Source organism: Microbacterium sp., assembly GCF_035556355.1.
Classification (GTDB): Bacteria; Actinomycetota; Actinomycetes; order Actinomycetales; family Microbacteriaceae; genus Microbacterium.
In genome coordinates, this window is record NZ_DATMFG010000054.1 from 136,423 (window position 1) to 157,732 (window position 21,310).

20 protein-coding genes are annotated in these 21,310 nt (G+C 69.4%); 12 read left to right on the forward strand and 8 right to left on the reverse strand.

Going from position 1 to position 21,310, the window contains the following annotated elements; genetic code table 11:
- The first annotated feature begins 4 nt into the window (after positions 1 to 4).
- The 4 genes from VNR19_RS15170 (at position 5) to VNR19_RS15185 (ending at position 2,750) form a co-directional block, all read left to right on the forward strand.
- Positions 5 to 1,225: a phosphoglycerate kinase gene (locus VNR19_RS15170; RefSeq protein WP_325728112.1), complete on the forward strand. Its 1,221-nt coding sequence runs from the start codon at positions 5 to 7 to the stop codon at positions 1,223 to 1,225.
- Positions 1,210 to 2,025 (forward strand): triose-phosphate isomerase, encoded by an 816-nt coding sequence (gene tpiA / locus VNR19_RS15175; RefSeq protein WP_414684191.1) that lies wholly within the window; start codon positions 1,210 to 1,212, stop codon positions 2,023 to 2,025. The genes VNR19_RS15170 and tpiA overlap by 16 nt, the downstream gene beginning before the upstream one ends.
- A 120-nt stretch (positions 2,026 to 2,145) precedes the next feature.
- Complete coding sequence (gene secG, locus VNR19_RS15180) at positions 2,146 to 2,394, forward strand: preprotein translocase subunit SecG (RefSeq protein ID WP_325034226.1); 249 nt, start codon at positions 2,146 to 2,148, stop codon at positions 2,392 to 2,394.
- Complete coding sequence (locus VNR19_RS15185) at positions 2,394 to 2,750, forward strand: RNA polymerase-binding protein RbpA (RefSeq protein WP_325728114.1); 357 nt, start codon at positions 2,394 to 2,396, stop codon at positions 2,748 to 2,750. The genes secG and VNR19_RS15185 overlap by 1 nt, the downstream gene beginning before the upstream one ends.
- A gap of 74 nt (positions 2,751 to 2,824) precedes the next feature.
- On the opposite strand, the gene pgl is transcribed toward VNR19_RS15185, so the two are convergent.
- The 6 genes from pgl to tkt are packed head-to-tail and all read right to left on the reverse strand — an operon-like array spanning position 2,825 to position 11,064.
- On the reverse strand, positions 2,825 to 3,604 hold the full coding sequence (gene pgl / locus VNR19_RS15190) for a 6-phosphogluconolactonase (RefSeq protein ID WP_325728115.1): 780 nt from the start codon (positions 3,602 to 3,604) through the stop codon (positions 2,825 to 2,827).
- A complete protein-coding gene (locus VNR19_RS15195) occupies positions 3,597 to 4,547 on the reverse strand; it encodes a glucose-6-phosphate dehydrogenase assembly protein OpcA (protein ID WP_325728116.1) in 951 nt (316 codons plus the stop codon). Before VNR19_RS15195 ends, pgl begins: the two co-directional genes overlap by 8 nt.
- Complete coding sequence (gene zwf, locus VNR19_RS15200; protein WP_325728244.1) at positions 4,544 to 6,100, reverse strand: glucose-6-phosphate dehydrogenase; 1,557 nt, start codon at positions 6,098 to 6,100, stop codon at positions 4,544 to 4,546. Before zwf ends, VNR19_RS15195 begins: the two co-directional genes overlap by 4 nt.
- 53 nt (positions 6,101 to 6,153) lie before the next feature.
- Positions 6,154 to 7,773 carry a phosphoglucose isomerase-related protein gene (locus tag VNR19_RS15205; RefSeq protein ID WP_325728117.1) on the reverse strand — a complete coding sequence of 540 codons (1,620 nt, stop codon included), beginning with the start codon at positions 7,771 to 7,773 and terminating at the stop codon, positions 6,154 to 6,156.
- 46 nt (positions 7,774 to 7,819) lie between these two features.
- On the reverse strand, positions 7,820 to 8,938 hold the full coding sequence (tal, locus tag VNR19_RS15210; RefSeq protein WP_325728118.1) for a transaldolase: 1,119 nt from the start codon (positions 8,936 to 8,938) through the stop codon (positions 7,820 to 7,822).
- Positions 8,935 to 11,064, reverse strand: a complete 2,130-nt coding sequence (gene tkt / locus VNR19_RS15215) for a transketolase (RefSeq protein WP_325728119.1) — start codon at positions 11,062 to 11,064, stop codon at positions 8,935 to 8,937. Before tkt ends, tal begins: the two co-directional genes overlap by 4 nt.
- Positions 11,065 to 11,384: 320 nt before the next feature.
- On the opposite strand from tkt, the gene VNR19_RS15220 reads away from it, so the two are divergent.
- Positions 11,385 to 12,317, forward strand: a complete 933-nt coding sequence (locus tag VNR19_RS15220) for a heme o synthase (protein ID WP_325728245.1) — start codon at positions 11,385 to 11,387, stop codon at positions 12,315 to 12,317.
- Positions 12,318 to 12,353: 36 nt separating this feature from the next.
- Here the strand turns inward: VNR19_RS15220 and VNR19_RS15225 are convergent, their stop codons facing one another.
- Together VNR19_RS15225 and VNR19_RS15230 are read right to left on the reverse strand one after the other, a co-directional pair.
- Positions 12,354 to 13,202, reverse strand: coding sequence for an oxidoreductase (locus VNR19_RS15225; RefSeq protein WP_325728120.1), 849 nt, complete (start codon positions 13,200 to 13,202; stop codon positions 12,354 to 12,356).
- 13 nt (positions 13,203 to 13,215) lie between these two features.
- Positions 13,216 to 14,319 (reverse strand): COX15/CtaA family protein, encoded by a 1,104-nt coding sequence (locus tag VNR19_RS15230; protein WP_325728121.1) that lies wholly within the window; start codon positions 14,317 to 14,319, stop codon positions 13,216 to 13,218.
- Positions 14,320 to 14,573: 254 nt separating this feature from the next.
- Between VNR19_RS15230 and sufB the strand changes: the two genes are divergently transcribed.
- The 7 genes from sufB (at position 14,574) to VNR19_RS15265 (ending at position 21,275) form a co-directional block, all read left to right on the forward strand.
- Complete coding sequence (sufB, locus tag VNR19_RS15235; protein ID WP_325728122.1) at positions 14,574 to 15,992, forward strand: Fe-S cluster assembly protein SufB; 1,419 nt, start codon at positions 14,574 to 14,576, stop codon at positions 15,990 to 15,992.
- Positions 15,992 to 17,179, forward strand: a complete 1,188-nt coding sequence (sufD, locus tag VNR19_RS15240; RefSeq protein ID WP_325728123.1) for a Fe-S cluster assembly protein SufD — start codon at positions 15,992 to 15,994, stop codon at positions 17,177 to 17,179. The genes sufB and sufD overlap by 1 nt, the downstream gene beginning before the upstream one ends.
- Complete coding sequence (locus tag VNR19_RS15245; RefSeq protein WP_325728124.1) at positions 17,176 to 17,505, forward strand: non-heme iron oxygenase ferredoxin subunit; 330 nt, start codon at positions 17,176 to 17,178, stop codon at positions 17,503 to 17,505. Before sufD ends, VNR19_RS15245 begins: the two co-directional genes overlap by 4 nt.
- A 17-nt stretch (positions 17,506 to 17,522) precedes the next feature.
- Positions 17,523 to 18,317, forward strand: coding sequence for a Fe-S cluster assembly ATPase SufC (gene sufC / locus VNR19_RS15250; protein WP_325728125.1), 795 nt, complete (start codon positions 17,523 to 17,525; stop codon positions 18,315 to 18,317).
- Positions 18,318 to 18,327: 10 nt separating this feature from the next.
- Positions 18,328 to 18,657: a metal-sulfur cluster assembly factor gene (locus VNR19_RS15255; RefSeq protein ID WP_325728126.1), complete on the forward strand. Its 330-nt coding sequence runs from the start codon at positions 18,328 to 18,330 to the stop codon at positions 18,655 to 18,657.
- Positions 18,658 to 18,732: 75 nt separating this feature from the next.
- Complete coding sequence (locus tag VNR19_RS15260; RefSeq protein WP_325728127.1) at positions 18,733 to 19,893, forward strand: MalY/PatB family protein; 1,161 nt, start codon at positions 18,733 to 18,735, stop codon at positions 19,891 to 19,893.
- Positions 19,890 to 21,275, forward strand: coding sequence for an MFS transporter (locus tag VNR19_RS15265; protein WP_325728128.1), 1,386 nt, complete (start codon positions 19,890 to 19,892; stop codon positions 21,273 to 21,275). The genes VNR19_RS15260 and VNR19_RS15265 overlap by 4 nt, the downstream gene beginning before the upstream one ends.
- The last annotated feature ends 35 nt before the right edge of the window (positions 21,276 to 21,310 follow it).

Here is a 21,310-nt window from a genome sequence, read left to right on the forward strand (position 1 = left end):
GATCATGGCTCTGCGCACCCTCGATTCGCTGGGTTCGCTCGCAGGCAAGCGCGTCATCGTCCGTGTCGACTTCAACGTCCCTCTGCAGGACGGAGTCATCACGGACGATGGCCGTGTGCGTGCGGCGCTCCCGACTCTCGATCATCTGATCAACCAGGGCGCACGCGTCATCGTGTGCTCGCACCTCGGCCGCCCCGACGGGGCACCCGATCCCAAGTACAGCCTCGAGCCGGTCGCGCAGCGACTTTCGGAGCTGCTCGGCAAGCCGGTCGCGTTCGCGCGCGACACGGTGGGGGAGTCGGCTCGCGACGCGGTCGCCGCTCTCGAGGACGGCGGCGTCGTCGTCATCGAGAACCTGCGGTTCAACGCCGGCGAGACCGCGAAGGACGACGCGACCCGTCGTGCCTTCGCCACCGAGCTCGCGTCCCTCGGCGATGCGCTGGTGTCGGACGGCTTCGGCGTCGTGCACCGCAAGCAGGCGAGCGTCTACGACCTCGCCGAACTGCTCCCGTCGGCTGCCGGCTTCCTCGTGCAGAAGGAGGTCGACGTGCTCGACCGCCTCACCGAGAGTCCGGAGCGGCCGTACACGGTCGTGCTCGGCGGCTCGAAGGTCAGCGACAAGCTGGGCGTGATCGAGCACCTGCTGCCGCGCGTGGACCGCCTCCTCGTGGGCGGCGGCATGATGTTCACGTTCCTGGCGGCCGAGGGGAACAAGGTCGGCGCGAGCCTCCTCGAAGAGGACCAGCTCGACACGGTGCGGGGCTACATCGCGACGGCGAAGGAGCGGGGCGTCGAGCTCTTGCTGCCCGTCGACGCGGTCGTGGCGGCCTCGTTCTCCGCCGACGCCGAGCACGTCGTCGCGCCGGTCTCGGGGCTCGAAGACACGCCGGCCGGAGCATCCGGCATCGGGCTCGACATCGGACCCGAGACCGCATCGGCCTTCGCCGCCGTCATCCGCGACAGCAAGACCGTGTTCTGGAACGGCCCGATGGGTGTGTTCGAGATGGCACCCTTCGCAGCCGGCACGAAGGCCGTCGCCCAGGCGCTCACCGAGGTCGACGGACTCTCCGTCGTCGGCGGGGGCGACTCCGCGGCCGCGGTGCGTCAGCTCGGGTTCGCCGACAGCGACTTCGGTCACATCTCGACCGGCGGCGGCGCGAGCCTCGAGTTCCTCGAGGGCAAGCGCCTCCCCGGCCTCGAAGTCCTCGGATGGGAGCAGTCGTGACGGACAAGGGCAGAGAAGGCGCCCGTCTGCCGTTCATCGCCGGCAACTGGAAGATGAACCTCGACCACCTTCAGGCGGTCGCGTTCGTCCAGAAGCTGCATTGGACGCTCAAGGACGCGAAGCACGAGGAGGGCTCCGTCGAGATCGGCGTGTTCCCGCCGTTCACCGACCTGCGCACCGTGCAGACGCTCATCGACGCGGACAAGATCCCCTTCGCACTGGGGGCTCAGGACCTGTCGCAGCACGACAGCGGCGCGTACACGGGCGAGGTGTCGGGTGCGTTCCTCGCGAAGCTCGACTGCACGTACGTCATCATCGGTCACTCCGAGCGGCGCCAGTATCACTCCGAGTCCGACGAGCTCGTCGCGGCCAAGGTGAAGGCGGCCCTGCGGCACGGGCTCGTTCCCGTCATCTGCGTCGGTGAGACCGCCGAAGACCTCGAGGAGTTCGGCGCGAGCGCCGTTCCGGTAGGACAGCTGCAGGCGGCGCTCGACGGAGTGGCCTCGGGCTCGGATGTCGTCGTCGCGTACGAGCCCGTGTGGGCGATCGGGTCCGGGCAGGCGGCGACCCCCGAGCAGGCTCAGGAGGTGTGCGCCAAACTGCGAGACGTCGTCGCCGAAAAGCTCGGGGCCGACACCGCCGCGCGCACCCGCATCCTCTACGGCGGGTCGGTGAAGGCCGCGAACATCGCGAGCTTCATGCGGCAGCCCGACGTCGACGGCGCTCTCGTCGGGGGTGCGAGCCTCGTCGTCGACGAGTTCGCCGCGATCATCCGCTACCAGAAGCACGTCGGCGTGTGACACGCTGGGTGGAGCCTCGCGGCATGTCCGGGAGGCTCCGCCCGGTGCGCCGCACGTCACCCCGTATAATTGACGCCTGCGCGATCGACACCCGGCCGCAGCGAAAGGTTTTCGACGACTGTGCCCATTCTCGAGTTCGTCCTGCAGGTGATCCTGGGGATCACCAGCATCCTCCTCACACTTCTCATCCTGCTTCACAAGGGTCGCGGTGGCGGCCTGTCCGACATGTTCGGCGGCGGCATGACGTCTGCGCTCGGCTCGTCCGGGCTCGCCGAACGAAACCTCAACCGCTTCACGGTCGTGCTCGCGCTCGTGTGGTTCGCGGCGATCGTGGCGCTCGGCCTTATCACCAAGTTCCAGGGGCTCTGATGGCAACCGGCGGAAATGCAATTCGCGGGACCCGCGTCGGCGCGGGTCCGATGGGAGAACAAGACCACGGCTTCCACGCCGAACGGATCGCGGTCTCGTACTGGGACGCGCTCGGCAATGAGACGGTCCGCTACTTCGCGGCGGGGATTCCCGAGGACGAGATCCCCGAAGTGATCGACTCGCCGCACTCGGGCCTTCCGGCCGGCCGCGACAAGAACAACCCTCCGGCCGTCGCGAAGACCGAGCCGTACAAGACGCACCTCGCCTACGTGAAGGAGCGCCGCACCGAGGAGGAGGCCGAGGCCCTTCTCGAAGACGCGCTCCGGCAGCTGCGCGAGCGTCGCGGACTCGAGTGACCGAAGACCGACCAAAGGGGAGGGGGCGGATGCCGCGGCATCCGCCCCCTCCCCTTTTCGTACGGCGCGCGAGTTCAGTACTCGCGGTCGATGAGCTCGGGCGGCACGTTCGCGGCGGCGGCCTCGTCGACGAAGAACACCGTGCGCTTGCGCCCCTTCGCGCCGGCGGCGGGGACGCTGCCGTAACTGGCACCCGCAAGGGCCAGGCCGAGGGCAGATGCCTTGTCGGTGCCGGCGAGCACCATCCACAGTCGGCGCGACGCATTGATGACGGGTCGCGTCATCGTGATGCGCTTGGGGGGCGGCTTGGGCGACTCGCGAACGGGAAGCACCGCGCGATCGGTGACGTGGATCTCGGAGCGGTCGGGGAAGAGCGAGGCGATGTGCCCGTCGGGCCCGACGCCGAGGAAGCACACGTCGAACGACGGCCACGCGCCGTAGTCGCTCGAGAACCTGGCCAACTCGTGCTCGTACAGCCGTGCGGCGGCGTCGAGATCGAGACCCTCGTCGCTCGCCGCGACGGAGTGGATGTTCTCGGCGGGGATGTCGAGGTGGTCGAGCAGCGCCTCGCGGGACTGCTTCTCGTTGCGATCGTCGTCGGCGCGGGGAACCCAGCGCTCGTCGCTCCACCAGAAGTGGACCTTCGACCAATCGAGGCTCCCCGCCCGCGGATTCGCCGCGGCGGCTTTCAGCACCGCGGCACCCATCGTTCCGCCGGTCAGGGAGATGTGCACGAGCCGCTTGTGGTCGCTGCGCTTGGCGATGCGGCTCAAGAACCGCGATGCAACGGCTTTGGCAAGCGCGGACGGGTCGGAGAGGATCACGACCCGCTTCTCGTTTGACGTCTCAGCCATTCGGCTCCTGTGTCGACGGCGGACCGAGGAGTTCCAGGCCCTCGCTGATCACTCGACCATACAGGACGTCGGGATCCAGGCGACGGAGCTCTTCGGCCAGGCATTCGCGCAGGGTGCGGCGCGGGAACGCCAAGTCGTGGCTCGGCTGTCCGGGCTGCGTGAGGATGGCGACGCCCGGCTCGGGGCGCTCGAGGCGCACCTCGCCGCTGTCGCGCACGAGGACGACCGACTTGATGCCGTGCTCCCACTCCGACGGGTCGAGGTATCGCCAGTCGACAGGCACGTCCAGGGCGAGACGGAGCCACGCGGCGAGGAGGCTCGTCGACGGTGAGTCGCCCGCTCCGCGCACCTCGACGCGACGCACCGGCTCGTACGGCGGCTGGTCGAGGATCGCGGCGAGCTGCTCGCGCCAGCGCGTGAGCCTCGTCCACGCGAGATCCGTGTCGCCGGGGGAGTAGGACCCGGACAGCGACGTGACCCACTCCCACGGGTTGGGTTTGGTCGCGGCATCCGTGATCCGGCGCTGGGCGATCCGGCCGAGCGACGTGTCGGCGGGGTTGTCGGGCGTGTCGTTCGGCCACCACACCACGACAGGGGCGTCGGGGAGCAGCAGCCCCGTCACGAGGCTCTCGAGGTTCGACGCGGCTTCGCCGTACGCGTGCAGCGTGACGACCTCGCTCGCGCCGGCGTCGCCGCCCACGCGGATCTGCGCATCTAGACGCGCCTGGGACTCCTCGCCGTCGACGAGCAGCACGATGACGCGCATCGGATGCTCGCGCGATGCGTCGTTCGCAGCCTCGATGACCTCTTCCATCTCGCCCTCGCGTGTCACGATGACGAGAGTCAGCACACGGCCGAGCGCGACGGCCCCGCCCTCCTCGCGCACGTTGACGAGGGCGCGCGTGATCTTGCTGACGGTGGTGTCGGGCAGGTCGACGATCATGGGCGCCTCCAGGAACGTCCGTCGCGGGCGAGCATGGCGGTGGCCGATGCCGGACCCCACGAGCCGGGGGAGTACTGCTCGAGCGGACCGCCCTGCGCCTCCCAGAACTGCTCGATCGGGTCGAGGATCTTCCACGACAGCTCGACCTCTTCGTGTCGGGGGAACAGCGGCGGGTCACCGAGCAGCACATCGAGGATGAGGCGCTCGTACGCCTCGGGGCTCGCCTCGGTGAACGCGTGGCCGTATCCGAAGTCCATCGTGACGTCGCGCACCTGCGCCGCCGCTCCCGGCACCTTCGAGCCGAACCGGATCGTGACGCCCTCGTCGGGCTGCACGCGGATCACGAGGGCGTTCTGCCCGAGGCCTGAGGTCTGCGCGCGCGAGAACAGCAGCTCGGGGGCGCGCTTGAAGATCACCGCGATCTCGGTCACGCGACGGCCGAGCCGCTTGCCGGTGCGCAGGTAGAACGGCACTCCGGCCCAGCGACGCGTGTTCACCTCGAGCGTGATAGCCGCGAAGGTCTCGGTCGTGGAGTTCGGGTTCATGCCCTCCTCCTCGAGGAAGCCGGGCACCTTCTCACCGCCCTGCCATCCGCCCGCGTACTGTCCGCGCGATGTGGTGCGCGCGAGGTCGTCGGGCAGCGTGACGGCGGCGAGCACCTTCTCCTTCTCGGCGCGCAGGTCGCGCGCGTCGAAGCTGATGGGCTCCTCCATCGCGGTGAGGGCCATGAGCTGCAGCAGATGGTTCTGGATGACGTCGCGGGCGGCGCCGATCCCGTCGTAGTAGCCGGCGCGACCGCCGACCCCGATGTCTTCGGCCATCGTGATCTGCACGTGGTCGACGTAGTTGCGGTTCCAGATCGGCTCGTACAGCTCGTTCGCGAAGCGCAGCGCCAGGATGTTCTGGACCGTCTCCTTGCCGAGGTAGTGGTCGATCCGGAAGATCGAGTCCGCCGGGAAGGCCGCGCGCAGCGCATCGTTGAGCGATCGCGCCGACGCGAGGTCGTGGCCGAAGGGCTTCTCGATCACGACGCGCCGCCAGCGGTCGGGCTGGTCGGCGGTGTCGTCCACGAGCCCCGAAGCTTTCAGCTGCTCCGCGACGATGGGGAAGTCCTTGGGCGGGATCGACAGGTAGTACGCGTGGTTGCCCATCGTGCCGCGCTCGACGTCCAGACGCTCGACGGTCTCGCGGAGGCGCCGGAACGCATCCGCATCGTGGAACTCGCCGGACACGAAGCGGATGCCTTCGAGGAGCTGCTGCCAGGTCTCGTCGCGGAACTCGGTGCGGGCGTTCTGCCGCACGGCGTCGTAGACGACCTTCGCGAAGTCCTGATCCTCCCAATCGCGCCGGGCGAACCCGACGAGTGCGAACCCGGGAGGGAGCAGGCCACGGTTGGCGAGGTCGTACACCGCCGGCATGAGCTTCTTGCGCGACAGGTCCCCCGTCACGCCGAAGATAACGAGCGCGCTGGGTCCTGCGATGCGGTTGAGCCGGTGGTCCTCCGGGTCTCGCAGCGGGTTGTGCCCGCGCGAGATCTCGACGCCTTGGCCCATCGGGGCGTGACTCGTAGCGGGAGTCTCGTCGCTCATCGTCTGGTGACCTGCCCTTACTGAGCCGCTTCGAAGAGCGACAGCACCTCGACCTGCGGATCTGTGAGTGTCAACGTCACGACGGGTCGGCCGTGCTGGGCGAGCACGCTCGCGTCACCGGCCGCCTGTGCCTCGATCAGCTGACCGAAGGTGAACGGACGACCCGGGATCTCGAGGTCGACGTCGGTGCGCTCCGTGATCTGGAGGAACACGCCGTTCGCCGGACCGCCCTTGTGATACTGGCCCGTCGAGTGCAGGAACCGGGGACCCCAGCCGAAGGTCGTGGGGCGACCCGAGTCGGCCGCCACGAGCTCGCGCAGTCCCTGGAGCTGCGGGAGCTGGAGGCGGTTGACGTAGGCCTGGATCGACACGTAGCCGTCTTCGGGGAGTCGCGCCCACAGCGCGTCGAGGACTCCCGCGACGGTGCCGGATGCCGCAAGGTCGGGGTCGCTCACGCGCACCTCGACACCGTCGACCGTGAACGCCGGCGGCGTCGGCTCGGGACGGGCGTCGAGAAGACCGCGTGCTGCGACCTTCGCCGACTCGACATCGGGCTGGTCGAACGGGTTGATGCCGAGCATCCGCCCCGCGATCGCCGTCGCGTACTCCCACACGACGAACTGCGCTGCGAGCGAGCCGCTCACGAGCACCTCGCCCTCGTGCCGCTCGAACAGGCGGAAGTGCTCGGCATCGTCGACGAACCGCACGATCTGCAGGTCGGCGGGCGGCGATTCCACCTCGGGCGAGACGGGGAGGAGCACGACGGGCAGGATGCCCGTGCCCTGCTTGCCGGTCGATTCGGCGACGAGCTGCTCGATCCAGTCCGGAAGGCCGACGATGTGCGTTCCGTCTGCGACGAGGCCGAGCTTGTCGCGACGCGGGTTCCCGCCCGCGATCGCGGCCGCGAGCACGAGCGCCGGGTTCTCCGGGCTGTCGATCGCGACCTCGAGCAGCGTGGCGTCCGCCTCGGACAGGAGCTCTTCGATGGCGACGCCCGCGAGGCCCGCCGGGACGAGTCCGAAGGCCGTCAGCGCCGAGTAGCGTCCGCCGACCGTCGGGTCGGCATTGAACACGCGATAGCCGTCGGCGCGAGCCGACTCGTCGAGCGGCGAGCCCGGGTCGGTCACCACGACGATGCGTTCGACGGGGTCGATGCCGAGATCGCGGAACGCCGCCTCGAACGCGCGCTTGGCGGAGTCGGTCTCGACCGTCGAGCCGGACTTGGACGACACCACCAGCACGGTCTGCTCGAGGCCGCCGCTCTCGGGGTCGCCGTCGATCGCGGCGAGCACCTGACCGGGGGAGGTCGAGTCGAGGATCACGAGCGGCACGCCGGCAGTCTGAGCGATGACCTCGGGCGCAAGCGACGAACCGCCCATGCCGGCGAGCACCACGCGCGTGACGCCCTTCGAGACCAGCTCGCGTCGCAGTGCCCGGATCTCGGGCACGAGCGGGCGCGAGACGCTCACGGCCTGCACCCACCCGAGGCGCTTCGACGCCTCCTCCTCGGCCTCGGGGCCCCACAGCGTGGGATCTCCGGCGGTGATGCCGGATGCGACGAGGTCGCCCACGAGGCCCGGGAGCGTGTCGTCGACGACCGACTTCACGTGGCCGCTGACGTGGATCTCGAAGCTCATCGGATCGCTCCCTTCGATCGTTGCGCGCCGCACGCGGTCGGCGTGCTCATCGGGCCCCCTGAAGGGCCTCTTCGAGCGCACCGCGGACGGTGCCCTGGAGCTCGTGCCACGAGGCGATGAACTTGTCGACGCCCTCGTCTTCCAGCACCTGGGTGACGTCGGCGAAGTCGACGCCGACAGACGCGAGACCGTCGATCACGCTGTGCGCGTCGGTGTAATTGCCGGTGACGGTGTCGCCGGTGATCTCAGCGTGGTCGAACGTCGCCTCCAGCGTCTTCTCGGGCATCGTGTTCACGGTGCCCGGAGCGACGAGCTCGGTGACGTAGAGCGTGTCGGGCAGCGACGGGTCCTTCACTCCGGTCGACGCCCACAGCGGACGCTGCACGTGCGCTCCGGCATCCGTCAGGGCCTTCGCGCGATCCGTCGCGAACTCGCGCTCGAACAGCTCGTACGCGAGCCGCGCGTTCGCGACACCGGCGCGGGACTTCAGCGCGGCCGCTTCGTCGGTGCCGATCGCCGCGAGACGCTTGTCGACCTCGGTGTCGACACGCGACACGAAGAACGACGCCACCGAGTGGATCTTCGAGATGTCCCGACCGTTCGCCTTCGCCTGCTCGATACCCGACAGGAAGGCGTCGATGACCTCGGCGTACCGCTCGAGGCTGAAGATGAGCGTGACGTTGACCGAGATGCCTTCGGCGAGCACCGCGGTGATCGCCGGGAGACCGGCTTTGGTCGCCGGGATCTTGATGTGGACGTTCGGGCGGTCGACCGCGGCCCACAGCTCCTTCGCCTGCGCGATGGTCGCCTCGGTGTCGTGGGCGAGCTCGGGCGACACCTCGATCGAGACGCGGCCGTCGACGCCGTCTGTCGCATCGTAGACGGGACGGAGGATGTCGGCCGCGTCGCGCACATCGGTCGTCGTGAGCGCGAAGATCGCGTCGTCGGCCGATGCGCCTTCGGATGCGAGAGCGCGGAGCCGCTCGTCGTAGCCGTGGCCCTGACCGATCGCGGCGGCGAAGATCGTCGGGTTGGTCGTCACGCCCGACACGTTGCGGTCGGTGATCAGGCCGGCGAGGTTGCCCGACTCGATCCGCTGACGCGACAGGTCGTCGAGCCAGATGCTGACGCCGGCGTCGACCAGCTTCTTCGTGGGGGTGCTCATGCGTTCTCCTCGATGACGACGGCCGCCCCTTCGGTGGCCGCGATGGTCTCCCGAGCCGCCTCGACGACGGCGTCGGCGGTGATGCCGAACTTCTCGAAAAGTGTCTTGTAGTCGGCCGACGCGCCGAAGTGCTCGATCGACACGGATCGGCCGTGGTCGCCGACGATGCCGCGCCACGGCAGCGCGATGCCCGCCTCGACCGATACGCGCGCCCTGACCGACGACGGCAGCACGCTCTCGCGGTACTCGTCGTCCTGCTCGGCGAACCACTCGAGCGACGGGGCCGACACGACGCGGGCGTTGACACCCTCGGCGGCGAGCCGTTCGCGGGCGGCGAGGCCGAGCTGCACCTCGGAGCCGGTCGCGATGATGATCACGTCGGGCGTCCGGCCGGGCGCCTCCGCGAGCACGTACGCGCCCTTGGCGACACCGGCGGCGGATGCGAGCACATCGCCGGACGCCTCGCCGTCACCGCGCTCGAACACGGGGATGTTCTGGCGCGTGAGCGCGATGCCGGCGGGGCCGCCGTGACGGCGCAGCAGCTCGAGCCACGCGTGGGCCGTCTCGTTCGCGTCGGCGGGACGGACGAGCGTGAAGTTCGGGATGGCGCGCAGAGACGCGAGCTGCTCGATCGGCTGGTGCGTCGGGCCGTCCTCCCCGAGGGCGATCGAGTCATGCGTCCACACGAACAGCGACGGGATGTTCATGAGCGCCGCGAGGCGGACAGCCGGGCGCATGTAGTCGCTGAAGATGAGGAACGTTCCGCCGAATGCGCGCGTCGGGCCGTGCAGCACGATGCCGTTGACGATCGCGCCCATCGCGTGCTCGCGGATGCCGAAGTGCAGGACGCGGCCGTACGGGTCACCGGCCCACTCGTGGGTCGACCACTCGGTGGGGATGAAAGACTTCGCATCCTTGATCGTCGTGAGGTTCGACTCGGCGAGGTCCGCCGACCCGCCCCACAGCTCGGGGAGCCTGGCGGCGAGGGCGTTGATGACCTGGCCGGATGCGGCGCGCGTCGACACGTCCTTTCCGGCTTCGAACCGGGGGAGGGCGTCGGCGAGATCGGCCGGGAGCTCACGCGCCTGCAGACGGTCGAAGAGCGCCTTGCGCTCGGGGTTCGCCTGTGCCCACGCGTCCCACTTCTGCTGCCACGCCTCGCGATCGGCGGCGGCGCGCTCGGCGAGCGACCCGCGCGTGTGCTCGAGGACGCCGTCGGGCACGACGAACGTCTGCTCGGGGTCCCACCCGAGGACCTTCTTGGTGGCGGCCAGCTCGTCGGCGCCGAGCGCCGAGCCGTGGATCTTGCCCGTGTTCTGCTTGCCGGGCGAGGGCCAGCCGATGATCGTCTTGAGGATGATGAGCGACGGGCGGGCGGTCTCGCCCTTCGCGGCCTCGATCGCGCGGTAGAGCTCGGGCACGTCTTCGACGTACTCGCCGGTGCGCTTCCAGTCGACCGTCTGCACGTGCCAGCCGTACGCCTCGTAGCGCTTGGCGACGTCTTCCGTGAAGGCGACGTTCGTGTCGTCTTCGATCGAGATCTGGTTCGAGTCGTAGATGACGACGAGGTTGCCGAGACCCTGATGCCCCGCGAGCGACGACGCCTCCGACGTCACGCCCTCCTGCAGGTCGCCGTCCGACGCGATCACGTAGATGTGGTGGTCGAACGGGGACTCGCCGGCCGGGGCATCCGGATCGAACAGTCCGCGCTCGTAGCGCGCGGCGTACGCGAACCCGACCGAAGACGCGAGGCCCTGGCCGAGCGGACCGGTCGTGATCTCGACGCCGTCGGTGTGCCCGTACTCGGGGTGGCCCGGGGTGAGCGACCCCCACGTGCGCAGGGACTTGAGGTCGTCGAGTTCGAGGCCGAACCCGCCGAGGTAGAGCTGGACGTACTGCGTGAGCGACGAATGGCCCGCCGACAGGATGAATCGGTCACGACCGACCCAGTGCACGTCGGAGGGGTCATGGCGCATGACGCGCTGATAGAGCAGGTAGGCGGCCGGAGCAAGGCTCATCGCCGTGCCCGGGTGGCCGTTGCCCACCTTCTCCACGGCGTCCGCCGCCAGGACGCGAGCGGTGTCCACCGCGCGCCGATCGATCTCATCCCAACGAAGTTCCGACACTCGGCCGCCTTTCTCGTGGAGCTGCGCCCGACCAGACCGTCCCACAGAGCCTTGCCCGGTATGGAGAAGGGGGAATCGGCGCAGGGCGCGCATGTGGGTCTCAGCATAGCGAAGCGGTATACCGCTCCGGCCAGGAGGCGAGAGTTGTGAAGAACCTTTTCAGGAGGGTGGCGGCGGGGTCGTCGACGACGCTCCCGCCGCACGATCCGGATGCCGCATCCGGCCCGTTCCGCGGGAGCCGGACAGCCGGTTCGGCGTCGACGCATGCCCTAGACTTGGGAGCGGTCTGCACACGGGCGATTGCGGGGGCGATGGACATCATGACGACGGCCGGAGCCGGCGCATCGACCGACTCGGCGCGACGCCCTCGCCGGGGCGTGGGCCGCACCATCCGGGCCTATGTCGCGTTGACCAAGCCGCGCGTGCTCGAGCTGCTGCTCGTCACGACGGTTCCGGTGATGATCCTCGCCCAGGGCGGGTTCCCGAATCTGTGGCTCGTCCTCGCGACGGTGATCGGCGGATCCATGAGCGCCGGCTCCGCGGCCGCGTTCAACATGTACCTCGACCGCGACATCGACGCGCACATGCAGCGCACCGAGAACCGGCCTCTCGTGACGGGCGAGGTCTCACCGCGTGGCGCGCTCATCTTCGCGTGGACTCTGGCCGTCGGGTCGACGGCGTGGCTGCTCGCGACGACGAACTGGCTCGCCGCGACGCTGTCGGCCGCCGCCATCTTCTTCTACGTCGTGATCTACACGATGCTGCTCAAGCGCCGCACGGAGCAGAACATCGTGTGGGGCGGCATCGCCGGGTGCTTCCCGGTGCTCATCGGGTGGACCGCCGTGACCGGATCGCTCGCGTGGCCTCCCGTCATCCTCTTCGTGCTCGTGTTCCTGTGGACGCCGCCGCACTATTGGCCGCTGTCGATGAAGTACCGCGACGACTACGAAGAGGCCGAGGTGCCGATGCTCGGCGCGACGCGCAACGGCTCCCAGGTCGGCCTGCAGGTGATCCTCTATGCGTGGGCGACCGTGGCATGCTCGCTCCTGCTGATCCCGGTCGCGGGCATGGGGCTCGTGTACTCGGTGTCGGCGGTGGTCTTCGGCGGTTGGTTCGTCTACGAGTCGCACCGCCTCTACAACCGCGCCGTGCGCGGAACCGAGCCGCGGCCGATGCGCGTGTTCCACGCGTCGATCTCGTACCTGACGCTCCTGTTCGTCGCGATCGCCGTCGACCCGCTTCTGCCGTTCTGACCTGAGGCTCTCCCTGACGGGCGGCCTTACGACACGTCAGCGCGGCCGACGCATCCGCCCCAGGAACAGCCTCGAGACGACCCGGTCGAACACGCGATCCGGCAGAGCTCGGCGGGCGCCGACCGCGAGACGCGCCTGCGACCCGACGGCGTAGCGCGTGCGAGGGCGCTTCGCCGTCACCGCGCGCGAGATCGCGTCGGCGACGACCGAGGGAGGAGACGCCCGCCCCGGCCGGTCGGCGGACTCGAGGAAGGCCGTCGCGCTCTCGACCAGCGGCCGGTACGGTCCGTCGCCGGAGGTCTCGACGGCCGATGAGCGCGCGATGCCGCTCCACTCGGTCTCGATCGCGCCGGGCTCGATCACGACGACGCGGATGCCGAACGGCGCCACCTCGATCCGCAGCGCGTCGCTCAGCCCCTCCACCGCGAACTTGCTCGCGTGATACCACGAGCCGAGCGGCGTCGCGATCCTGCCGCCGATCGACGAGACGTTCACGATCGTGCCCGTGCGTCGCTCGCGCATCGACGGCAGCACGAGCTGCGTCAGCCGTGCGAGCGCGAACACGTTGACGTCGAACTGCCGCCGCGCCTCTTCGGGCGGCACCTCCTCGAACGCCCCGTACGCGCCGTAGCCCGCGTTGTTCACGAGCACGTCGATGCGACCATGCTCGGAGAGAACCCGTTCGACGAAAAACACGACAGCAGGGTCGTCGGTGACGTCGAGCGCGACGATGCCGACGCCGGCGGCTTCGAGCGGCCGCATCCGGTCCACCCGTCGCGCCGCGGCGTGGACGATGAACCCGTCGCGAGCGAGGCGGAGGGCGGTCGCGGCTCCGATGCCGGACGACGCGCCTGTGACGATCGCGACAGGACGCGAGGCGGTCATGCCGCCGATTCTCTCAGTTCGACGAGACGGATGCCCCGACCCTTCCGCCCTCGTCGACCCGGAGTGCGGCGGAGACCGGTCGCTTCAGGCGCAGCACGATCACCGTCATCGCTGCGGCGGCGAGCGCCGCGAGCACCATGTGCACGCCGACGGCGAGGGGCGGAAGGCCCTCGCGGGCCTGATACACCCCCACCGCGATCTGAGCGGCGACGACGGCGAGCAGTGCGAGAGACCAGCGCAGCGTCGGCAGGCGGAGCAGCGCCCCTGCGCCCACGAGCAGCACGAGCAGCCCGCCGAGGACATATCCCGGGATCGCGTGGACGTGCGCGAGCACGGAGGCGTCGAATCCCGTGCGGATGACGTTCGCGTCGCCCGAGTGCGGGCCGTTGGCGGTCGTCAGAACGCCGAACGCGAGAGTCACCGCGAGTGCGACGGTCGTCACGTGCGTGAGCAGCGCGAACCATCCGGGCACGGCGAGCTCCCGCGGTCCCGGCACGTCGTACGCGCGCACGAGGTACGCGGCGGTCACCGCGACCAGGACGACCGACGACACGTAGTGGAACCCCACGATGAAGGGGTTGAGGCCCGTGAGCACCGTGATCCCGCCGACGAGCGCCTGGGCCACGACGCCCGCCACGACGATCCACGCGAGCACGAGCAGATCGCGACGCTCGGCCACGGTGGGCACGGTGGCGATCGCAGCGGCGATGACGGCGACCAGCACGACCGACGAGAAGACGACGAACACGGGAGCGGAGAAGGCACCGGCGACCACGGCCGCCGCGATGCCCGCGACGATGCCGCCGACCGCGAACCGGACGGTGAGGCGCAGTCCGCGACGGGCGCGCACGTGGAGGAAGGTCAGCACGAGCACCGTGAGAGCGAGCACCCCGACGACTCCCGTCAGAGTGCGGTTCCCGAACTCGATGACCCCGTGGATGCCGAGCTCTTCGGTCGGAACGAGCGACTCCGGCGTGCACAGCGGCCACTCCGAGCACCCGAGACCCGAGCCTGTGAGACGCACGGCTCCGCCTGTGCCGATGATGACGACCTCGGCGACGAACGACAGCCACGCCGCGAGCCGCAGCCACCTGCCGGGACGCGTGGGGGAAGACACGGTGCGCCTCCTGGGAGTCGGCTCCGCGTCCGATCCGATCGCGCCGGGGGCGGCGAGCCGGGTCGGAGGGGAACCTGTAGAATCGAGGGGTCGGATGCGGGGTGCGCGAGGCGCGACGCATCAATGACAGTCTAGGCGCGAAGGACGGCGCCACTTGAGAGGGCCCACCAGCGGCATCCGCCTGCGGTAACTCCACCGCGGAGAGCGGATGCCGGGGCGGATGACACCGTTGAGGCCCGGAGGAGAGTGTGACGATGTCGGATGTGCTGATCGACCGCCCTGAGCTCGACGGACTGGGGGTGTATGAGTTCGGCTGGCACGATCCCGACGCCGCCGGCGCGAGCGCGAAGCGCGGTCTCAGCGAAGCCGTCGTGCGCGACATCTCGGCCATCAAGGGCGAGCCGGAGTGGATGCTGAAGAACCGGCTCAAGGGCCTGCAGCTGTTCGAGCGCAAGCCCATGCCGACGTGGGGCGCCGACCTCAGCGACATCGACTTCGACAACATCAAGTACTTCGTGCGGTCGACCGAGAAGCAGGCCCAGTCCTGGGAAGACCTGCCCGAAGACATCCGCAACACCTATGAGCGACTCGGCATCCCCGAGGCCGAGCGCCAGCGCCTCGTCGCCGGCGTCGCCGCGCAGTACGAGTCCGAGGTCGTCTACCACCAGATCCGCGAGGACCTCGAGCAGCAGGGCGTCATCTTCCTCGACACCGACACGGCGCTCAAGGAGCACCCCGAGTTCTTCGAGGAGTACTTCGGCACCGTGATCCCGGCGGGCGACAACAAGTTCGCCGCGCTCAACACCGCGGTGTGGTCGGGCGGCTCGTTCGTGTACGTGCCGCCGGGCGTTCACGTCGAGATCCCGCTGCAGGCCTACTTCCGCATCAACACCGAGAACATGGGCCAGTTCGAGCGGACGCTCATCATCGCCGACGAGGGCTCGTACGTGCATTACATCGAGGGCTGCACCGCTCCGATCTACAAGAGCGACTCGCTGCACTCGGCGGTCGTCGAGATCATCGTCAAGAAGAACGCGCGCGTGCGCTACACGACGATCCAGAACTGGTCGAACAACGTGTACAACCTCGTGACCAAGCGCGCGGTCGCGCACGAGGGCGCGACCATGGAATGGGTCGACGGCAACATCGGCTCGAAGGTCACGATGAAGTACCCGTCGATCTTCCTCATGGGCGAGCACGCGAAGGGCGAGACCCTGTCGGTCGCCTTCGCGGGTCCCGGCCAGCACCAGGACGCCGGCGCCAAGATGATCCACATGGCGCCGTACACGCAGTCGTCCATCGTGTCGAAGTCGATCGCACGCGGCGGCGGCCGCGCCGGCTACCGCGGCGAGGTCCGCGTCGACGCGAACGCGCACCACTCGGCCAACACCGTCCGCTGCGACGCGCTGCTCGTCGACACGATCTCCCGCTCCGACACGTACCCCGCGATCGACATCCGGGTCGACGACGTGCAGCTCGGCCACGAGGCCACGGTCTCGAAGGTCAGCGAGGAGCAGCTGTTCTATCTGATGAGCCGCGGTCTGCCCGAAGACGAGGCGATGGCCATGATCGTCCGCGGCTTCATCGAGCCCATCGCCCGTGAGCTGCCGATGGAGTACGCGCTCGAACTCAACAAGCTCATCGAGATGGGCATGGAAGGATCCGTCGGCTAGTGAGCTCTGTGACTTCGGCCCCGACCGTCCCCGGCGCGAAGGGCCACTCTGATGGCGCGGGCGCATTCGTCCCCGTGCAGACCCGTTCCGAGCGGTTCCGGTCGTACGACCCCGCCGCATTCGAGAAGCCGACCGGCCGCGAGGTCAACTGGAAGCACACGCCGGTCGACCGCTTCGCGCGACTGTTCGTCGACGAGGCGGGTGACGAGGCGGCCGTCGCGGTCTCGGTGACCGGCCCCCTCGCGGCCGCCGGACTCCAGATCGGCGCGGCCCCGCGCGGTGAGGTCTTCACCCCTGAGGACCTTCCTGCTGCGATCGCATGGTCTCGCTCGGCTGAGGCGCTGTATCTGTCGATCCCGGCGGATGCCGAGCTCGACGAGCCGGTCGTCGTCGAGGTCGTGGGCGCCGGCGCCGACCTGCTCGCCCACTCGCACCTCGTGATCGAGGCGGGAGTCAACAGCCGCTCGACCGTCGTGCTGCGCCACGTCGGCAGCGCGCAGTTCGCGCAGAACGTCGAGATCATCGTCCGCGACGGCGCGCACCTCGAGGTGATCTCGGTCCAGCAGTGGGACGATGATGCGGTCCACGCCGCGTCGCACCAGGCCCGTGTGTCGCGCGATGCGACGCTGCGCCACATCGTCGTGAGCTTCGGGGGAGCGGTCGTGCGTGTCAACCCGAACGTCGAGTTGGCGGGCACGGGTTCGCGTGGAGAGCTGTACGGCCTCAGCTACTCCGACTCGGGGCAGCACCTCGAGAGCCAGGTGTACCTCTTCCACAAGGGAGCCGAGACGACCGGTGACGTGCTGTACAAGGGCGCGCTGCAGGGAGAAGGTGCGCGCAGTGTGTGGGTCGGCGACGTGCTGATCGGCCCCGACGCGGTCGGCACCGACTCCTATGAGGCGAACCGCAACCTCGTGCTCACCGACGGCGCGCGCGCCGAGTCGACACCGAACCTCGAGATCGAGACGGGCGACATCCGCGGCGCCGGCCACGCCTCGGCGACCGGACGCTTCGACGACGAGCAGCTCTTCTACCTGCAGGCTCGCGGCATCCCCGAAGAAGAGGCGCGACGGATGGTCGTGCTCGGATTCCTCGCCGAGATCGTGCAGAAGGTCGGCGTGCCTTCGCTCGAGCAGGAGCTGTTCGCCGCGATCGAGTCCGAGCTCGAGCTGGAGGTCACTCGATGACCTCGCAGCGCGTCTGCTCGCTCAGCGAACTCGTGCAGGACGAAGCGCGTCGTTTCGAGATCGACGGCGTCGCGATCGCTGTCGTCCTCGACTCGAACGGCGAGGTGCACGCGATCGGCGACACGTGCACGCACGGCGACATCTCGCTGTCGGAAGGCTTCGTCGACGGCGACACGATCGAGTGCTGGGCGCACGGCTCGGCGTTCTCGCTGCGCACCGGCAAGCCCCTCAACCTCCCGGCCTACGAGCCCGTCCCGGTGTTCCAGGTCACGATCGACGGTGACGACGTGTTCGTCGACCCGGCCGTCAAGCTCGCACTGAACTGAAGAAGGTATCGAACGAAATGTCTGTCCTCGAGATCCGCGACCTGCATGTGACGGTCGAGACGGATGCCGGCATCACCCCCATCCTCAACGGCGTGACGCTCACCATCCGCACCGGTGAGACCCACGCGATCATGGGCCCGAACGGCTCGGGCAAGTCCACACTCGCCTACACGATCGCCGGTCACCCGAAGTACAACGTGACCTCCGGCACGATCACGCTCGACGGTGAGGACGTCCTCGCGATGTCGGTCGACGAGCGCGCCCGCGCCGGACTCTTCCTCGCGATGCAGTACCCCGTCGAGATCCCTGGTGTGACGGTCACGAACTTCCTCCGCACCGCGAAGACCGCGATCGACGGCGAGGCGCCCTCGATCCGCACGTGGACGAAGGACGTCAAGTCCGCGATGAAGAACCTTCGCATGGATGCGAAGTTCGCACAGCGCAACGTCAACGAGGGCTTCTCGGGCGGCGAGAAGAAGCGCCACGAGATCCTCCAGCTCGAGCTCCTCAAGCCGCAGATCGCCGTGCTCGACGAGACCGACTCGGGCCTCGACGTCGACGCACTCAAGGTCGTCTCCGAGGGCGTGAACCGCGCGAAGGCCGAGACCGACCTCGGCGTGCTGCTCATCACGCACTACACGCGCATCCTCCGCTACATCCGCCCGGACTACGTCCACGTCATGGTGGGCGGGCGCATCGTCGAGGAGGGCGGCCCCGAGCTCGCCGATCGCCTCGAGGAGGAAGGCTACGACCGCTACCTGCCCGAGGGCGAAGAGGAGCCGGCCGAGGCCCCTGTGACGAGCGAGGCGTAGGATCAGGAGTATGACCGCGACGCTCACTCCCGAGAAGTACGACGAGGTCACCGAGGCCCTCAAGGACGTCATGGACCCCGAACTGGGGATCAACGTCGTCGACCTCGGCCTCGTGTACGACCTCGCGTGGGACGACGAGAACGACGCGCTGGTCATCCACATGACGCTGACCTCCGCCGGATGCCCGCTCACGGATGTCCTCGAGGAGCAGACCGCGCAGGCGCTCGACGAGGTCGTCGAGCGGTTCCGGATCAACTGGGTGTGGATGCCGCCGTGGGGCCCGGAGCGCATCACCGATGACGGCCGCGACATGATGCGGGCGCTCGGCTTCGCCATCTGAAGCCGATTCCGCTGAGCGGTGTCGACCGCTGACGGGGCGGACGGGGCATCCGTCTGTCCTCGATAGGCTCGAGGAGTGAGCGTGACCCCCCTGCAGGCCCTTCCGATCGACCAGCTCCGCGAACGCTCGAGCACGAAGTGGCGCACCTACGGGCCGGACGTGATCCCCATGTTCGTGGCCGAGACCGACTACCCGCTCGCGCCGGCCATCACCGAGCGTCTGGCTCGCGCGGTCGCGCTCGGCGACACGGGCTACACGCCACCCGACCCCGGCATTCGCGACGCATTCGCGACGTTCGCCCGCCGTCGCTTCGGGTGGGAGGTCGACCCCGCGCGCGTCCGCTCGACCGCCGACGTCATGATGGGCGTCGTCGAGATCCTGCGCCGCGTCACCGAGCCGGGGGATCGCGTCGTCGTCACGCCGCCCGTGTATCCGCCCTTCTACGACTGCGTGCCCGAGGCCGAGGCGGTCATCGAGCGCGTACCGCTTCGCGATACCGGTGACCGGTGGGAGCTCGACCTCGCGGGCATCGAGGCCGCCCTCGCCGGCGGTGCGCGCGCCGTTCTGCTGTGCAATCCGCACAACCCCACCGGCACGGTTCACTCCCGGGAGAGTCTGGCGGACCTGGCTCGCATCGTCGCGGCGCATAACGCCGTCGTCGTGAGCGATGAGATCCACGCGCCGCTCACGCACTCCGACGCGACCTTCACGCCGTTCCTTGCCGCTTCTGACGAGGCCGCACGCGTCGGCTACGCGGTCACCAGCGCGAGCAAGGCGTACAACCTCGCGGGTCTGAAGTGCGCCCTCATGGTGACGGCGTCCGACGAGACGGCACGCATCGTGCGCGAGATGCCCGCCGAGGTCGAGTGGCGCACAGGGCTCTTCGGCGCGCTCGCGGGCGTCGCAGCGCTCTCGGAGGAGAGCGACGCGTGGCTCGACGCTGAGCTCGCGGCGCTCGACGGCAACCGCCGGCTGCTCGCTGACCTGCTCGACGAGCACGTCCCGGGCGCGCGCTTCCGCATCCCCGACGCCGGCTTCCTCGCGTGGGTGGATCTGTCCGCGCTGGGTTGGGGCGACAACCCCGCGACGAAGATCCTGCGCGAGGCGAAAGTCGCCCTGCACTTCGGCCCGCACTTCGGCGAAGAGGGCAAGGGGCATGTGCGCATCAACTTCGGGTGCGACCCCGACCTGCTGCGGGAGGCCGTCGCGCGGATCGGCGCGCTGGCCGCATCGTGACGCCTCCGAGGCCTGCATCGTCGCCGAACCCGGCCGGCATCTGGAGCCCGCAGTTCGTGTGGGTGACCGTCGGCGCGGTCGCGATGATCTTCCTGGCGGCGATCCAGTCGCTCGCGGTCACGACGGTCATGCCGGTCGTGAGCGACGACCTCGACGGGGCCGCGCTCTACGCCATCGCGTTCTCGGGCACCCTCGCCACGGGAGTCATCGGCATGGTGGCCGTGGGTGCATGGAGCGACCGTTCCGGCCCCGTGTGGCCGCTCACGGCATCCGTCATCCTCTTCGTCGGCGGCCTGATCGTCGCGGGACTCGCCCCCACGATGGAGGTCCTCGTCATCGGACGGCTCATCCAGGGCCTCGGGACCGGCGGCCAGACGGTCGCGCTGTACGTGGTCGTGGCACGCGTGTACCCGCCCGCGATCCACGGACGCGTCTTCGCTGCGTTCTCAGCCGCGTGGGTCGTGCCCTCGCTGATCGGGCCGTTCCTCGCGGGTGCCGTCACCGAGTACATCCACTGGCGGTGGGTGTTCCTCGGCGTGGCAGCGCTCACGGTGCTCGCCTACATCATGGTCGCGACGCGCCTGTGGGGTACGCCGCTCGACACGGAGCATCCGTCGACCGCCCGCATCGGGCCGCGCCTCGCGTGCGCCGTCGCGGTCGCGATCGGCGCGCTGGCACTGAGCCTCGCCGGGGAGCTCGGGCCCTTCGCGATCCCGACGGTCGTGGCATCCGTCATCGTCATCGCGTTCGCGGTTCGGCCTCTGCTGCCCCGCCGCACGCTGACGGCAGCGCGCGGACTGCCGAGCGTCGTGCTCATGCGCGGACTCATCGCGGGCGCCCTCTTCGGCGCGGAGATCTACGTGCCTTACCTCCTCATCGAGGAGTACGACTTCTCACCGACGTGGGCGGGCCTCGGTCTCACCGCCGCCGCTCTCACGTGGGCCGCGGCCGCAGACGTGCAGGGCCGCTTCGGCGACCGCATCGGCAACACACGCATCACGATCTTCGGAGTGGCACAGCTCGCCGCCGCGACGGCCGTCTGCGCCCTGAGCGCGACGCTGCACCTGCATCCGCTGATCATCGTCATCGGGTGGGCGTTCGCGGGGTCGGGGATGGGCCTCATGTACCCGCGGCTCACGGTGCTGACCCTCGCCTATTCGACGCCGCGCGACCAGGGCTTCAACTCCTCGGCGCTGTCGATCTCGGACTCGGTCGGTGCGGCCACGTCGATCGCGGCGATGGGCATCGTCTTCACGTCGCTCATCGCGACGGACGCCGCGTTCCCGGCGGTCTTCCTCCTGGGCGTCGGTCTCGCGCTGCTCGCGCTCGTGCCGGGGCTGCGCCTCGGGCACGCGCACGAGGCGCGGGCGGAGGCGCAGTAGGGCCGGTGGTTGGTTCCGGGGCGCGAGACAGGCTT